This window comes from Nitratireductor sp. GZWM139 (assembly GCF_030068685.1).
GTDB classification, from domain to species: Bacteria; Pseudomonadota; Alphaproteobacteria; order Rhizobiales; family Rhizobiaceae; genus Nitratireductor; species Nitratireductor aquimarinus.
In genome coordinates, this window is sequence record NZ_JAMQML010000020.1 from 42,229 (window position 1) to 57,069 (window position 14,841).

Below are 14,841 nucleotides of genomic sequence, written 5' to 3' on the forward strand. Positions count from 1 at the left end.
GGCGAGAACCAGTGCGCAAAGAGCCAAGAGTTCTTTGAGTGATATTATCCAATTGATGCATTAATATGGTCGCCTTGGCTTTTAGCCGGTGGGCAGGCGATGACGATGCATCGTGGATGCGACTTTGCGTTCGGTAATGGCTCGTCCGGAAAGCGCATACGGATGCTCGCCTTTGGCCTGCCTACGTGGTGCTTTCGGAAAATACCCGCTCGTCGTTCCTAAATATCTTTCGCCTGGGCGAGCACCCAGAGGGTTCTTCCTTCCTCAAATCTCATGAACGCGCGGTGGGGTGTCGCAGACTTTTTGTGCCAGGTCGATCACGTGGCGGTGGTGGGTCAGGTAGATGGCCTGGCCGCGGCGGCCGATCTGTTCCATCACCCGGCAGGCGGCGCTGGTGCGGTTTTCGTCGAATGTCTCGAAAATGTCGTCGCAGAAGAAGGGCAGGCGGGTGCCCTGCGCGATCAGCTGCTCGTGTGCGGCGGCGCGCAGCGCCAGATAAAGCTGGAAACGCGTGCCCTTGGAGAGTTCCGCCACCCGCTTGGCCGTGCCGTCGCGAGCGACTGCCAGAAGCGTTTCGTCATTGCCTTCGGGCTGTGTCGTCAGGCGTTCATAAGCGCCCTGCGTCAGCGTTGAGAAGCAGCTTTCGGTGGCGGCCATCATGCCGCTGCGATGGGTGTCCCGGTAGCGGCGGATCGCCTCGTCGGCCAGCCGGTAGCCCAGCGAAAGCTCCAGATGATCGCGGGCAGCCTCTTCCAACTCCAATTCAAGCGTGGCCTTGCGCTCCGTCATGGCGGCAATGTCGGCGTCGCCGGTCACGCGAAGCAGCGCCTGCTCTGCCGTCACGCGCTTCTCGGTCGTTGCGGTCAACTGGCGTTCGGCCTCCGTAGCGTCAGCTTTCAGGCTTTCCGCCTCGGCTTCAAGGGCGGCAGCCGTTACGCCCTGCAATGTTTCGCGGGCGCACTCCATGCTGTCGAGACCAAGTTCGGAGAGAACCGTGCGTTCAAGCCTGGCCTTTTCCTGTCGCTCGGCGATGACCTGTTGGGCCTGTGTCGCGGTGCGGCGCAGGGCATCGAGCGTGTCGACCGGCGCGTCTTCGGGGAAAATCCGCCCCATCACTTCGACCTCGCGGTCGATGTCTTTCAGCCGCTTCTCTTTCTCCGTCAGCCGGGCGCTGGCCCGGTCGAGATTTGCGCTCAGCTCCGCCGCGCGTGTTTCCGCAGCGCGTGCCGCTTCGGAGCGTTCACGCAGCAGCGAGAATGTTGCAGCTGCGGTTTCGGCCACGGGAATATCGTGGGTGGCGGCGAGCGCCGTGACCCTGCTTTCGAAAAGCGCCTGATCGGCCTCCATGGTCGCGACGCGCTGCGCGGCATCGGCGCGTTTTTCTTCGCCGTCGCGCAGAGCCCGCAGCGGATCGAGTGTCGCCAGAAGGCTCTCCTCATTCACTGCATTGCTTAAAAGATCGCGGACCAGATCGCGCCAGGCGGCTTTCGCCTGCGTGGCCTTTTCCTTTGCAGCTTCCTGCCTTTTCGTTCTGCGGCGCAGCTCTTCGTCAATCGTGCGGCGCGCCTCATGAGCCTGTGCTGCGGCGGCAATCGCCTCGCTTTCCGCCTCGGCCAGAGTGCGGGCTGCGGCAAGAGCGCTGTCCAGATCCGGGTTCTCGAGGTTCAGATGGGGGAGGAGCGCATCAAGCAGATGCGCCGCCCGCGCCAGCGTCGGGCGATGCGTTTCGCGCAGACGCGCGGTTCTGGCCGAAGCCTCTGCCGCCGCCTCGTGGCGTTTCACCCAGTCAAGCCACTCCGCCGGCGTCAGCGGGAGGGGGAGGCCCACGGATGCGGCGGCATCGTTCACGGTGCTTTCAAGCGCGGCCTGTTTTTCGCGAAGCGCTGTCAGTCGCGCCTCTGCCTGACCGGCGCGCGCCTGCAACTCAGCACCGGCCTGTTCGATCTGGCGCAGCTGCCCGAGATCGCGCGCCTGCAGGACGCGCGACTGCATCGCCGCATCAAGCGCGTGAAGCGCATGTTCGAAGGTCTGTGCGGTCCCGTCGTTCAATTCCGCGCGGTGTTTTTGCCAAAGCCGGTCCCGCTCGGTCTTGAGGGTGTTTGCCTCGCCATCTGAAACAAGGCTTGTGTCGGAGGCGAGCTGGGCGGCCTGCGCGCGGCGGGCGGCCAAATCCTCACGATGCTGCGAAAGCGCTTCTTCGGCCTGGGCGATCTGCCGCGTAAGTTCCGCGTGGGCCTGGGCCCAGTCCTGCGCCTTCAGGGGGCTTGTCGGGCAGTCCGGCAGCGTCTCAAAACGGACAGCGCCGACCGTGAGGCCTTCGCGCGCAAGGCGCTCGTCAGCGGTCGCGGCATCAATCGCCTGCTCGGCCCGTGCGATAAGGGGAACAAGGCGCTCCACATCATGGCGGGCGAGTATCTCGCCGATCCCGCACGCGGCCGGGATCTTCGCGGCTGCGGCTTCGTGCGTGGTTTCCGCCTGCTCGAAACGCGCCGCCAGATCCTCGATCTCCCGGCTTTCGGCCAAAAGCGTCTGCTCGGCGCTGCGCAATTCATCGCGCGCGCGTTCAAGGCTGGCAATCTGGGCGGGCGTCAGCACAAGGCTGCGCGGATCGGTGGTCTCGTCAGCGCCAAGGTCTCTGGCTGCGCGCAGCATGGCGCTCTCGGCTTCAAAGACATTTGCGCGCCGGCGTTCAAGATCAAGCCCCGCGGTCACGTCACGCGCGCGCAGATCATCCAGTGTGTCCAGCGTCTCGGAGAGGGCCGCCAGTTCCGGTGCGCGGCTCAGGCCATCGCGCGCCGCGCTCGCCTCTTCGATCTCCGCGGTCAGGCGCTCGATGTCCGCCCGTGTCCGGCTTTCCTCGGCAAGCAGTGTGACCAGGCTTTCCGGTTCGAAATCCAGCCTTTCGGGGAAGGATGCGAAGGGGGCGATGCGGGTTGCGAGCGCCTCGATTTTGGCCAGCATGGGCAGGGCGCGGCGTCTGGCGGCAATCCGGGCGGCATTCTCAAGCAGCCCATTGCGCGCGGTTCTGGCTTCGCTTTCCGCCTTGCGCGCATCGGTCAGCTCTTTCTTGAGGCTGCGCCATGCGCTTGCAGAAACGTCGCGCTCGCGAATGTCCTTTTCAAGCTGCGCCAGCTCACGCTTGAGAATGGCGATGCGCGTCTTGCTGGCCCTTTTGCGCCAGATTTCGTCCGCTTCTTCACGCACCTTGTCCAGAACGGTGCTCAGATCCGCCACGCCGGCGGCTGCGGAGAAGAGAAGCCGCCCGATATCGCCGCGCGCCTGCGCGATTTCTTCGCCGCCGCGTTCGATGGTTTCGTCGTCAAGGCACAGAAGGTGGCGGTAATCCTCTTCGGAAAGGCCAGCCAGAAGGGCCGATATGGCGGTCTCGGGCAGGGGCGCGCCTGCCTCATCCACCAGCGCGCCGCTGCGCGTGGGAAGGCGGGTGAACCAGCGCAGGTCGCCATCGATTTCCAGTTGCCCGGACACCTGCAGATTGCTGCGCTGGTGTTTGAAGGCGTAGCCCTCGCGGTTCGGGAAGCCATAGAAGAGGCGCAGCGCCGCCTCCATCGTGGTCGTCTTGCCCGCCTCGTTGGGCCCGTAGATGATGTGGAAATCGGGTTTCTCTCCGGCTTCGCCGAAGTCGAACTGACGGCCCGTGAAATGGCCGAAACGGTCCATGGAGAGTTTGCGCAGACGCATCAGTTTTCAGCACCCTTCAGCCGCGCCAGAACACGCTCGCTTCCGGCTTCGGCAAGGCTTTGGGTGAGCCTTTCCGCTGCGGCCTCATCGGGCACGAGCCGCGCGCGAATGGCCGGCGGCAGATCCATCAGAACCTCATCGATTTCGGTCTGGGCCGCGCTCGCAAAGCCCTGTTCCGCCTGGATTGCGGTGATCGTTGCGGCCAGCTCGTCGGTGGCGCTAAGCGCGCCGTCGTGCTGCGCCGGCGCGTCGAGGCTGAAGTCCAGCTTCTCGATCCAGAGGCGGTCGGTCTCCCGCGCCAACTCGCTGATCTGCTCGCCCCAGTAATCGCGGTCGCGCAAGAAATGCCAGTGACGTTCCGGCGCGCCCTGCAGGGTGAGGCGCAGAACGCCGGCATCTGCCGTCAGCTCACCGGCGGTCGTGCGCAGGTGATCGCGCAGGAGCGTGCGCAACGCCTCGTCGCTCTGCGCCGCCGTGATGTCGAGCGCGGAATTGGTGAACTCCAGCGCCGATGTGGGGATTTCGTCGACGCGAATGCCACCGTCGTTGATGCTCAGAAGCGTCGCCGATTTCGGGCCTGCCTCTCCGATGTCACGCCCCTGCGGGATGCCGGGCATGACCACCCATGGCGCCTGCGAATGGACCTGTCTCTTGTGGACATGGCCGAGCGCCCAGTAATCGAAGCCCATCCCTGACAATTCACTGACAGTGCAGGGGGCGTAGGTGTCATGCCCCGCCGCCCCGGCAAGCGATGTGTGCAGCATGGCGATGTTCACCGCACCGGCCACGGGGGCCGAAAAGCGCGGCAGGAGGCTGTCGGGCGCGTGTCGATCTGCAAAGCTGACGCCGTGCACCCAGATATTTTCCGCAAGCTGCACCTTTCCGCCCCGTGCGTCGAAGACATGCACATGATCGGGCAGGTCGAGGGTTCCGGTTATGGGGTTTTCGGCATCGTGGTTGCCCTTGATGTAGAAGACCCGGGTGCCCTCCGCGCGCAGGCGGTCGAGCTGTCCGGTGAGGAAGGCGGCGGTGCGCGCACTGCGCTCCTTGCCATCGAAGAGATCGCCCGAGATCAGCAGCGCCGAAACCTCTTCCGAGAGCGCGGTGTCGATGATCCGCGAAAAGGCGGCGCGGCTGGCGGTTTCCACCTTTTCACGCAGCGTCACATCGCGCAGGGCGAGCGATTTGAGCGGGGAGTCGAGGTGAATGTCGGCGGTGTGCAGAATTTTGATCAATGCGTTTCCTCTGGACACGAACATGTCACCGGCAATCGCCAATCTCAAGCATGTCCCGGCGTCGGTCGTTCAGGTTTTCGGGGAAAACGACGTTCTGTGGCTCAACCCTTTGGTTGCGAAGGGAGATGCGGCGCTGAAGCAGCGTCCCGCGTATAGGTGAAATCTCATATAAAAATCATATTGTGAGAATTGTAATTCAAAAAAGGTCAAAAAACTTTGACAGGTATCGCATGGTGATGTTACGAAAATTGCGCCATCGCCAAGATGTGTTTTTTGGGAGGAATTCATGAAACTGCTTAAAGCCGCCGCTCTTTCCGTTTCGGTTGCCGCACTCAGCGCGGGCGCCGTGTCCGCCGCAGAGATCAAGTTCAGCTACCCCGTCGCCCAGGACAGCACGATGGGGCAGACCGTCACGAAGTTTGCAGAGCTTGTGGAGGAGAAGACCGGCGGGGCCGTCACGGTGCGCCAGTTCCCGCAGGCGCAGATCGGTAACGAGATCCAGTCGATCTCCTCGGCGCAGGGCGGCATCGTCGAAATGGCGGTGACCACGACTGCAGGCCTGGCCGCCATGGTGCCGGAATTCAACGTCTTCCAGCTTCCCTTCATGTTCGGCAGCTACGAGCAGCTGGACAAGGTTTCCCGCAGCCCGGTGTCGCAGAAAATTCTGGACAAGATGGAGCCGAACAACCTCGTCGGTCTGTGCTTCTGGGATTACGGCTTCCGCAACATCACCAACAACAAGCGTCCCGTGACCAGCCTCGACGATGTGCAGGGGCTGCGCATCCGCACGATCCAGAACAAGGTCTATATCGACGCGCTTTCAGCCATGGGCATGAACCCGACGCCGCTGCCTTTCCCGGAGACGTTTACGGCTCTGGAGACCGGCGCGATCGACGGCAATGAGATCGCCAACGATGTCACCCGCTCGACATCTTTCTATGAGGTTCAGGACTACCTGACCGAGACCCAGCACTTCACCACCATCTCGGTTGTCTATGCCAGCAAGAAGTTCTGGGATGGACTGGATGCGTCCCAGCAGGATGCGGTCCGCGCCGCCTGTGCGGAGAGCTCCGACTACAATCGTGAGATCATCAACGCCTCGAGCGGCGAAACGCTCGAATTCCTGAAGGAGAAGGGCATGCAGATCGACACGATCTCGGCCGAGAACCTTCAGGCCTTCCGCGATGCCGTCAAGCCGGTGGTCGAGGAAGTGAGCGCACAGCTCGATCAGGAGATCGTGACGGAGTTCATGGCCGAGATCGAAGCTTCGAAGAGCGCCAACTGAGTTTGGCTGTCCTGCCGCGTGGCTCGGCCGCGCGGCAGGATGGGCAGCCTTGTGCTGCGTTTCTCGTGCGTGGGAGAAGTCATTGCTTTTGAAAGACAAGATTGCGCTGGTCACGGGCGCTGGCAACCCTGAAGGCATCGGGTTTTCCGTTGCGCAGACCTTTGTGGCCGAGGGTGCATCCGTCGTGGTCGTGGACCGTGACGAGCGAGCCGTCGACCAGGCCGTAAAGGCGCTCGGCGAACGGGCTGTCGGTGTTGCGGCAGACCTGCGTGACGAGGCCGCCTGCCGGCGAGTTTTCGATGTGACGCGCGAGCGTTTCGCTCGCCTCGATGTTCTGGTGAACAATGCCGGGATCACCCAGCCGCGCAAATTCACCGAAATCACCGCTGCCGATTACGACGCCATCATGGACATCAATCTGCGCGGCACGGTGATGATGACCCAGGGCGCGCTGGGAATGATGGAAAGCGGCGCATCGATCATCTGCATCGCATCCATTGCCGGCCAGCGTGGCGGCGGCCTGATGGGCGGCGCTCACTATGCTGCCTCCAAGGGTGCCGTGCTGTCGCTTGTGAAGTCGGTCGCGCGCGAAATCTCTCCGGACGGCATTCGCATCAATGCGGTGAACCCCGGCGTCATCATGTCGAGCATGACGCGTGATTTCTATGATGATGTGCAGACGGCGCGGGTTCTGCCGCAGATCCCGATCGGTCGCTTTGGAGCGCCGCAGGATGTGGCGAACACCTGCCTTTTCCTCGCATCCGACCTGTCGTCCTACATGACCGGCTCTGCCGTCGATGTGAATGGCGGCATGCACATGAACTGAGGCGGCGATTGCCGTCTCACCGACTTCAACATCAATCCAACAGGAGATTGTGATGAGTGGACCCGTTGTCCCCGTCGTTACCCGCGCCAATGAGCTGAGCGACAAGACCGGCCAGTCCGGCGATTGCGTCCGCCGCTCGGGAGTCAGCCCGCAGCACACGCCGGCGACCAAGATCTGGTTCGGTCAGGTTTCCAACGAACCGGGCTTTCGCTCGCCGCCGCACCATCATGGCGAAGCAGAGACGGGCGGCTACGTTCTCTCCGGCCACGGCCGCATCTATTTCGGCGAGGGTTACCGCGACTATGTGGACATGATGCCCGGCGACTTCGTGTTCGTGCCGCCGCACATGCCGCATGTGGAAGTGAACATGAGCACGACCGAGGAGCTGGTCTGGCTGACCTGCCGGACGCCGGACAATATCGTGGTCAACCTGCCAGACGTTCCCGACAGCGATCTGGAAGGCTATCGTCGCCCCGCATAAGCGACCAAGCGCAGCGCCCCCGGAAAGAGGGGCGCGCGTGACATTCATGATCCTGGAGGGGGAGGACCAATGTCCAAGGTGATCGAAGCCTATTTCAGACTGCTGAAAATACTGATTGTGGTTTGCCTTGCGGGCATGGTTCTGCTGGTTTTCGGCAATGTGGTGCTGCGCTACGCCTTCAACTCGGGCATTACGGAGTCCGAGGAGTTCTCGCGCTGGCTCTTCGTCTGGATGGTGTTTCTGGGGGCGATTGTCGTTCTCCGGGAAAATGGCCATCTGGGGCTGGAATTCGTGGTCAACAGCCTGCCGCGCCCGCTCCGCAGGATCTGCCTCGGCCTTGCCCATGTGCTGATGATCTTTGCCACATGGCTGATCATCTCCGGCAGCTACACGCAGTTTCTTCTCAACATGCACACCTATGCGCCGGCGACCGGATTGCCGATCTCGTTCCTCGTGGGCGTCGGGCTGATCTTTGGTGTGTCGACCGGCGCCATTCTGGTCTGGCGGCTCTATCTGATCGTTGTCGGCAGGCTCGACCGTGTCGTGACCTTCGATGAAGAGCTGCAGGCTCTCCAGCAGAGCGGGGTGAAGTGAGATGACGCTTGGTGTCTTTCTCGTCAGCCTGCTCGGCAGCATGGCGATCGGCATGCCCATCGCCTATGCGCTGATCATGACCGGTATCGCGCTGATGTGGTATCTGGGTTTCTTCGACGCCCAGGTGATCGCGCAGAACCTTTTGAACGGCGCGGACAGCTTTCCGCTCATGGCGGTTCCCTTCTTCATGCTCGCCGGCGAAGTGATGAATGCGGGCGGCCTGTCGCGCCGGATCGTCAATCTCTCGGTTGCAGCCGTGGGTCATGTGCGCGGCGGGCTTGGCTATGTGGCAATCCTTGCGGCCCTGATCCTTGCAAGTCTTTCGGGTTCGGCGGCAGCCGACGCCGCAGCGCTTGCTGCCATCCTCGTGCCGATGATGGTGAAGGCGGGGCACGATCAGGGGCGCTCGGCGGGGCTTATCGCATCGGCGGGCATTTCCGCCCTCGTCATTCCGCCGTCCATTGGCTTCATTCTGATCGGCGTGGTGGGCAATATCTCGATCACGCGCATCTTCATCGCCGGCATCGTGCCCGGCCTCGTCATGGCGGTCGCGCTGACGGCCACCTGGTTCCTGGTGTCGCGGCGTGAAGAGACGGTGACGCGTGAACGCGTGCCATTCTCGGTTGTCATGAAAGAAGCGTGGTCGGGCATCTGGGCGCTGATGCTGCCCGTGATCATTCTCGTCGGCCTGCGTTTTGGCGTCTTCACGCCGACCGAGGCCGGTGTGATCGCTGCCGTCTACGCGCTGTTTGTCTCGATGGTGATCTATCGGGAACTGAGCGTCGCCCAGCTCTTCGACGTGTTTCTTGGCGCGGCCAAGACCACCTCCATGGTCATGTTCCTCGTGGCTGCCGCTCTGGTTTCCAGCTGGATGATCACGATTGCCGGCCTGACCGCGCAGATTTCGGCGCTGGTTGCGCCCTTCGCCGACAATCCCATCCTTCTGATGGCGGCGGTGGTGGGGCTGGTCGTGGTGATTGGCTGTGCAATGGACATGGTGCCGATCATCCTGATCCTCGTTCCCGTCCTGATGCCGACCATCAAGGCGGCAGGAATCGACCCGGTCTATTTCGCGGTGATCTTCATGATTGCGGCGGCGGTTGGCCTGCTCACGCCACCGGTCGGCAGTGTGCTCAACGTCGTGGCCGGCGTGGCCCGGATACCGCTTGCGCGGGTCATTCAGGGCGTGGGACCGTTTATCCTGGCGCAGATTGCCGTGCTTGTTCTCCTTATCCTGTTCCCCGAAATCGTTATGGTACCGGCGAACTTCATTTCTGGAAATTAGGGACACGTCATGGCTCCGTTGGAAGACGAAACCGAAGGCAAGATGAACAGCCTCGACAAGATGCTGTCCGTTCTGAACGGGTTCAACGAAGACAATCTGATGATCGATGTCGCCCAGGCGGCGGAACTGTCGGGTTCGTCCCGTGCAAGCGCCTATCGGTATCTGCAGGCGCTGACGCGGTCGGGCCTGCTGACGCCCGCGAGCGGCGGCAGCTACGTGATCGGTTCGCGCGTGATCGAGCTGGAAATGCTGAAGCGGGAGAACGATCCGCTCCTGCGCGCGGCACGTTATCTCATCCGCTACTATGCCGATTGCATGGGCATGAACATCATGCTGTGCAGCTATTATGGCGACAAGGTGCTCTGCGCGGACAATGCATGGCCCGACCACAGCATCCCGGAGATCTACAAGCCCGGCCGTTCCATGCCGATTTTCAAGGGTGCGATGGCGAAGGTCATTCTGGCCAATCTCTCGCCTTCGCAGCTGAAGAGCATCCATTCGTGGAACGCCGAGCGCATTCGCGAGAGTGGTCTTGGCGAAACGCTCGAAGAATTCCTCGCGCGCATGGCGGAAATCCGCAGTGCAGGCGTGACGATCACCCAGGGCGAGGTGGTCGACGGTCTCGTCGGAATAGCCGCGCCGATCCGCGACGGTGAAGAGCGCGTTCTGGGAAGCGTCGTCTTCGTCCTGTCCATCGAACACTTCAACAGTCTCGAACGTGATGCGCTGGCGCAGGAGATCCGCCACATCGCGTCTGAAATCGAGCACGGCATTCTGCGCGCCAGCAAGTTTGCCGCAACCGCACCAACCGCGGCAGCGCGTCCGCGCCGCGTTCCCGTCTATCGGGGCTGAGTTCGTCGATCAGCGTGATCGCCGACGAAATGCCCGATCCATTCAAGCCCGACCCGTTCAAGGAGGAGAAACACAGATGAAGTTGCTGCGCTATGGGCCGAAAGGGCAGGAAAAGCCCGGTCTGGTCGATGCGGAGGGTCAGATCCATGACCTGTCGCACCATGTTCCCGACATTGCCGGCGATGTTCTTTCTCCCGCAGGGCTCGCGGCGATTGCTGCGCTGGATATCGCTTCCCTTCCGCCTGTTGAAGGCTCGCCACGGATTGGCCCCTGCGTCGGTCGGGTCGGCAAGTTTCTCTGCATCGGACTGAACTTCGCCGACCACGCGCGCGAGACGGGCAAGGAGCCTCCGAGCGAACCCGTTGTCTTTGCCAAGGCCGTCTCCGCGATCTGCGGACCCAATGACGATGTCGAAATTCCGCGTGGCTCGGATCGCACCGACTGGGAAGTCGAGATGGGTGTGGTGATCGGCTCGCGCGCGAAATACATTTCCGAAGCCGAGGCGATGGATCATGTCGCCGGTTTCTGTCTCATCAATGACCTGTCCGAGCGCCGTTTCCAGTCGGAACGAGGCGGGCAGTGGACGAAGGGCAAGAGCCACGACACGTTTGGCCCGATTGGCCCCTGGCTTGTGACGCGGGACGAGATTGCCAATGTGCAGGATCTCGACATGTGGCTGGATGTCGATGGCGAGCGGCGGCAGACCGGCAACACCAGCACGATGATTTTCGGTGTGGCGGAACTCGTCAGCTATCTCTCCCAGTTCATGACGCTGGAGCCGGGCGATGTCATCTCGTCGGGCACGCCGCCCGGCGTCGGCCTCGGCATGAAGCCGCCAACCTTCCTGAGGGAAGGGCAGGTCGTGCGGCTTGGCATTTCCGGTCTCGGTGAGCAGCGTCAGACGATGGTGCAGGCGTGAGCACGGCTGCCGAATGGCGGGCGCAGATGACGGATCTCTCCGGCAAGGCGGCAATCGTCACCGGGGGCGCGCGCGGTCAGGGGGAGGCGGAAGCGCGCCTTCTGGCCGAGTGCGGCGCGCAGGTCATGATCTGCGATGTGCTTGTGGATGAAGGAACAGCGCTGGCGGCAGAGCTCGGCGAGCGCGCGTGCTTTCGTCAGCTGGACGTGACCGATGCGGAAGCCTGGGGAAATACGGTCGCAGCGATGCGCGACTGGGCTGGCAGGCTCGATATCCTCGTCAACAATGCGGGGATCATCAATCGCACGCTAATCGCGTCGACGGAGCCCGAAGCCTGGCGCAGGCTTCTCGATGTGAACCTGACGGGCGCCTTTCTCGGCATCCGCGCCGCAGCTCCCCTGATGGTAGAGGGCGGCGGTGGCAGCATCATCAACATCTCCTCCAATTCCGCATTCTCCGGCCATGCGGATCCGGCCTACACGGCCAGCAAATGGGGGCTTCGCGGCCTGACACGGTCGGCGGCGAACGAGTTTTCCGCAGATGGCATTCGCGTGAATGCGGTCTGCCCCGGCCTGATCGTGACGGGACTGAACCGCGAGTCACCGCATCTGCGCCCGATGATCGACCTGACCCCTGCCGGGCGCTCCGGTGAGGCGGAGGAGGTTGCGCAGCTCGTGCTCTATCTCGCCTCGGACGCCTCGCGGTTCGTGACAGGCGAGGATTTCCTGATCGATGGCGGCTTCGTCGCCGGCGCGGCCTATCGGCGGGTCGGCGTTGATACCGGCATTTTGCGGGGCTGAAGTCTTGTGGCCGGATGCGGGCCAGAATTGGTCAGGCAGGCCGGGCCATGCGGTCAACCGATTGCTGGGAGTCGTTGCCTGTAACGTCGGCGGTTCTGGATTGTCCTTTTCCCAAGTGAATGTGGCCAGTTATGACGCTACACCGGTTTGGCGCTATTGTGACAATTGGCTCCAGGGGAAACCAGCAGAAGGAACGGGTAGGGGAGCATCATCCAGCCTCTGGGCGAACGTATTGGGTTGACGGACGAAGAGTGGGTGCTGATCGGGCCGCTTCTACCCGCTGAACGGGGGCTGCCGTCCGGCGCAGGACAGCGCTATTTCGAGGGCATGATGTGGATGGCCGGCGCGGGCGCGCAATGGCGACATCTGTCCAATGAATACGGCAAGTGGAACAGCATCTTTCGCCGTTACTGACGATGGGTCAAGGGCGGCGTGTTCGAGGTGCTGCTCGAATCCCTTGCCGAACTGGTCGAGCGGGATCGAAACGCCGACATGATCGACAGCACCATTGTCCGAGCACATCATTGTGCGGTCGGTAGAAAAAAGAGGACACAGGAGGCCGAAGCGCTTGGCCGATCGCGCGGCGGCTTCCCCACCAAACTCCATGCCCGATGCGACGCCAAAGGCCGCCCGCCCGGCTTTGTGCTGACATCCGGGAACACGCACGACATTCAGGGCTGCGCGCCTCTGTTTCGAATGATCGCTGACCGGACCGAGGTATTCCTCGCGGATAAGGGCTATGATGCCGATGCCATTCGCGAGGAGATCGCCGATGCCGACATCGAGGTCGTCATTCCGGCGAAAAGCAATCGGCGCGGACCCAGCCCGCACGACAAAGTCAAATACAAGTGGCGAAATCAGATCAAGCGCCTCTTCAAGAGACACAAGAACTGGCGGCGCGTCGCGACCCGTTACGACAAGACCAGAGAACCCTCCATCGGCTTCGTTGCCATCGCCGCAGTCAAGCTATGGATACCCTTCGTCTACGAGCGCTAAATAGAGGCCGATAAGTGCTGGGAGACTTGAGCGACGGGGGGGCGCTGCGCTGTGTCGGCCGAAGCCTCTGCCGAGAACCTTTGTTGCAGCCGCTAAAGAGCGGCTTCGCAGTTCTGCAGTGGAGGTATTGCAACTGCGCTGGCTATCGCGCGTGCCGATTAAAAGGCCCTCGATCAGGTTCTGATCGGCAACATTGCCCGGGCATGTCGCGGTTATTTTGTGGTCAGGCGGGGCGACACCGTGAATGATGGCGCTGCCTGGGAAAACTTTACCGGAGGGCGAATTGTTCAGCCGTTCGATTGGTCGGCGCAAAGCCGTTTGATCATCCCTCTGCTTTAACTGCACAACTTACTTAGGAAACTGAGCCAAGTCGGACATTCGCCAGCTTTGTGCGCTGGCCATGGTAGTGACCACATTATGCCTCCCACCTACAAACTTTAAACGTCATACCTGTCTGGTGAGACTGCGTGCGATTCAGCCCGTGATTTGGGTTGGAAAGGCAGTCTCAGTGTGTAGAGATCGCACTCAAGCCACGGAAATATCGCGCAAAATCGTGCGAGATTACAGTGTCTGCAAGTTTGGGAAGAAGATTGGCTGCAGAACCTGGATTCTAAGCCAGCTTGCACAAGCATCAAAGGCCCTCTTGGAAATCCAAGGGGTTAGCAGCGCCGATCGGCTCTCTGTGTGCCAGTTTTGTGGAGCACTTTCGTGATGCAGTCAAGGGGCATTAATCAAGCCACATAATTGGAGCGTGAGTGCGCCCCTAAAAATCGAATTGCGTCCCCGGCACCTCAGTTCAACCTGACTTAAATCGTGATGATTTGTGGTCGTCCGATTCAAATTTTATGCAAGGCGATTCAAAACTCGACACCAACGATTCTGAATTGCGGAAAGGCGTTACCTTTTCAAACGCCGTTTGCTAGAGAGGTGAAAAAAAGACGGGTAGAGGAGGGGAGATGGCTCAGTCCAGAAAAGAGCGCCTGGCGAGACAGCGTGATCGCCAACGGGCCCTGCGGGCTGCCAGCAGGAGCCGGCGGAAACCCTCCCGAGACGACATAGCCAGGACCCTGCTCCATTTTGCCATCACGAAGAACCTGAGCATGGAGCGGAGGGAGCGGCTTGAAGAGCTTCAACATCAAATTGTTACAGCGCTGGTTGTCCAAGGATTCGATGAGAGGGAGACGGAGATCGTATGGGATGCCCTGGTCGACAAATACCAGTCGGGGTGGTCTTTCCAACAGAAGCGCCACCTTTCAAAGAATGATGATCTCGGTGCTGATGAAGCTGATGCCGACGCTTGATTAGAGAGGCGGCTTTCCGTTTCGTCTGCGCGGTTTCGATACCGGATTGATGGCATCCTCAATCGATCTGCAATCTCAAATGTTCGGTTCTCCCCCCGTTACTCCCTGAAACGACGTTTGCCGATGAATCGCTTATCTGCAGCCGTTTCTGTTGACCTAGCCTGAAAAGAGGCCATGGCCTGGTGAGAGATTACCAAAGCGGGTAGCAGAAAGCGTAGTCATGATCGTGTCCACATGTGCAGGCACTCTGCTGCGACTGAACCCCGTGGCAATTCTCCGACATTTCCCTTTGGCGTCTGTACCCGGGTTTTCAACGCCGCGCCAAATTGAATGAACGTGCTGACACGTTGATCAAACTCGAACTGATTTGGAATAATTTGCGGTATTCCGATTCCAGTTTCTGCCTATCCGATTCAAATGTGCGAGCAAGCGATTCTGAATGCACGAAAAGCGTTACGCGCCCAAACGGCGTTTGATGTGGGGCGACGTGCAGCAGGAAACCCAGACTGATGCTCTCTGATGGCCCAGCGAAACTTTGGCGACGCGACAGAATGCGTTGCAAGATGAA

12 protein-coding genes and 1 pseudogene are annotated in these 14,841 nt (G+C 61.3%); 11 read left to right on the forward strand and 2 right to left on the reverse strand.

Going from position 1 to position 14,841, the window contains the following annotated elements; translation table 11 throughout:
- Nucleotides 1-264: 264 nt before the first annotated feature.
- Both NDI72_RS19715 and NDI72_RS19720 read right to left on the reverse strand, forming a co-directional pair.
- Complete coding sequence (locus NDI72_RS19715; protein WP_283801532.1) at nt 265-3,699, reverse strand: YhaN family protein; 3,435 nt, start codon at nt 3,697-3,699, stop codon at nt 265-267.
- Nucleotides 3,699-4,934 (reverse strand): metallophosphoesterase family protein, encoded by a 1,236-nt coding sequence (locus NDI72_RS19720; protein ID WP_283801535.1) that lies wholly within the window; start codon nt 4,932-4,934, stop codon nt 3,699-3,701. Before NDI72_RS19720 ends, NDI72_RS19715 begins: the two co-directional genes overlap by 1 nt.
- Nucleotides 4,935-5,220: 286 nt before the next feature.
- On the opposite strand from NDI72_RS19720, the gene dctP reads away from it, so the two are divergent.
- The 11 genes and pseudogenes from dctP to NDI72_RS19775 all read left to right on the forward strand — a co-directional run bounded on the left by dctP (nt 5,221) and on the right by NDI72_RS19775 (nt 14,273).
- Nucleotides 5,221-6,219 carry a TRAP transporter substrate-binding protein DctP gene (dctP, locus tag NDI72_RS19725; protein ID WP_206544762.1) on the forward strand — a complete coding sequence of 333 codons (999 nt, stop codon included), beginning with the start codon at nt 5,221-5,223 and terminating at the stop codon, nt 6,217-6,219.
- An 88-nt stretch (nt 6,220-6,307) separates the two neighbouring features.
- Nucleotides 6,308-7,045: an SDR family NAD(P)-dependent oxidoreductase gene (locus NDI72_RS19730; protein WP_283801537.1), complete on the forward strand. Its 738-nt coding sequence runs from the start codon at nt 6,308-6,310 to the stop codon at nt 7,043-7,045.
- 52 nt (nt 7,046-7,097) lie between these two features.
- Nucleotides 7,098-7,526: a cupin domain-containing protein gene (locus tag NDI72_RS19735; protein ID WP_113154384.1), complete on the forward strand. Its 429-nt coding sequence runs from the start codon at nt 7,098-7,100 to the stop codon at nt 7,524-7,526.
- A 69-nt stretch (nt 7,527-7,595) separates the two neighbouring features.
- Nucleotides 7,596-8,120: a TRAP transporter small permease gene (locus tag NDI72_RS19740; protein ID WP_206544764.1), complete on the forward strand. Its 525-nt coding sequence runs from the start codon at nt 7,596-7,598 to the stop codon at nt 8,118-8,120.
- Between the two features lies 1 nt (nt 8,121).
- Complete coding sequence (locus tag NDI72_RS19745; RefSeq protein WP_283801539.1) at nt 8,122-9,405, forward strand: TRAP transporter large permease; 1,284 nt, start codon at nt 8,122-8,124, stop codon at nt 9,403-9,405.
- 9 nt (nt 9,406-9,414) lie between these two features.
- Nucleotides 9,415-10,257: an IclR family transcriptional regulator gene (locus NDI72_RS19750; protein WP_283801540.1), complete on the forward strand. Its 843-nt coding sequence runs from the start codon at nt 9,415-9,417 to the stop codon at nt 10,255-10,257.
- 76 nt (nt 10,258-10,333) lie between these two features.
- Entirely contained in the window at nt 10,334-11,176 is an 843-nt protein-coding gene (locus NDI72_RS19755) for a fumarylacetoacetate hydrolase family protein (protein ID WP_283801542.1), read from the forward strand.
- Complete coding sequence (locus NDI72_RS19760) at nt 11,173-11,976, forward strand: SDR family NAD(P)-dependent oxidoreductase (protein WP_245447471.1); 804 nt, start codon at nt 11,173-11,175, stop codon at nt 11,974-11,976. The genes NDI72_RS19755 and NDI72_RS19760 overlap by 4 nt, the downstream gene beginning before the upstream one ends.
- Nucleotides 11,977-12,213: 237 nt before the next feature.
- Nucleotides 12,214-12,390, forward strand: coding sequence for a transposase (locus tag NDI72_RS19765; protein WP_283801544.1), 177 nt, complete (start codon nt 12,214-12,216; stop codon nt 12,388-12,390).
- 12 nt (nt 12,391-12,402) lie between these two features.
- Nucleotides 12,403-12,972: pseudogene (locus NDI72_RS19770) on the forward strand (IS5 family transposase); the annotation flags it as partial.
- A 956-nt stretch (nt 12,973-13,928) separates the two neighbouring features.
- Entirely contained in the window at nt 13,929-14,273 is a 345-nt protein-coding gene (locus NDI72_RS19775; protein ID WP_283801546.1) for a hypothetical protein, read from the forward strand.
- Nucleotides 14,274-14,841 lie beyond the last annotated feature (568 nt).

Coding starts and splice junctions, on each gene's coding strand:
- NDI72_RS19740 (WP_206544764.1), top strand. CDS start 7,596: ATGTCCAAGGTGATCGAAGCCTATTTCAGACTGCTGAAAATACTGATT.
- NDI72_RS19750 (WP_283801540.1), top strand. CDS start 9,415: ATGGCTCCGTTGGAAGACGAAACCGAAGGCAAGATGAACAGCCTCGAC.
- NDI72_RS19735 (WP_113154384.1), top strand. CDS start 7,098: ATGAGTGGACCCGTTGTCCCCGTCGTTACCCGCGCCAATGAGCTGAGC.
- dctP (WP_206544762.1), top strand. CDS start 5,221: ATGAAACTGCTTAAAGCCGCCGCTCTTTCCGTTTCGGTTGCCGCACTC.
- NDI72_RS19755 (WP_283801542.1), top strand. CDS start 10,334: ATGAAGTTGCTGCGCTATGGGCCGAAAGGGCAGGAAAAGCCCGGTCTG.
- NDI72_RS19745 (WP_283801539.1), top strand. CDS start 8,122: ATGACGCTTGGTGTCTTTCTCGTCAGCCTGCTCGGCAGCATGGCGATC.
- NDI72_RS19715 (WP_283801532.1), bottom strand. CDS start 3,699: ATGCGTCTGCGCAAACTCTCCATGGACCGTTTCGGCCATTTCACGGGC.
- NDI72_RS19775 (WP_283801546.1), top strand. CDS start 13,929: ATGGCTCAGTCCAGAAAAGAGCGCCTGGCGAGACAGCGTGATCGCCAA.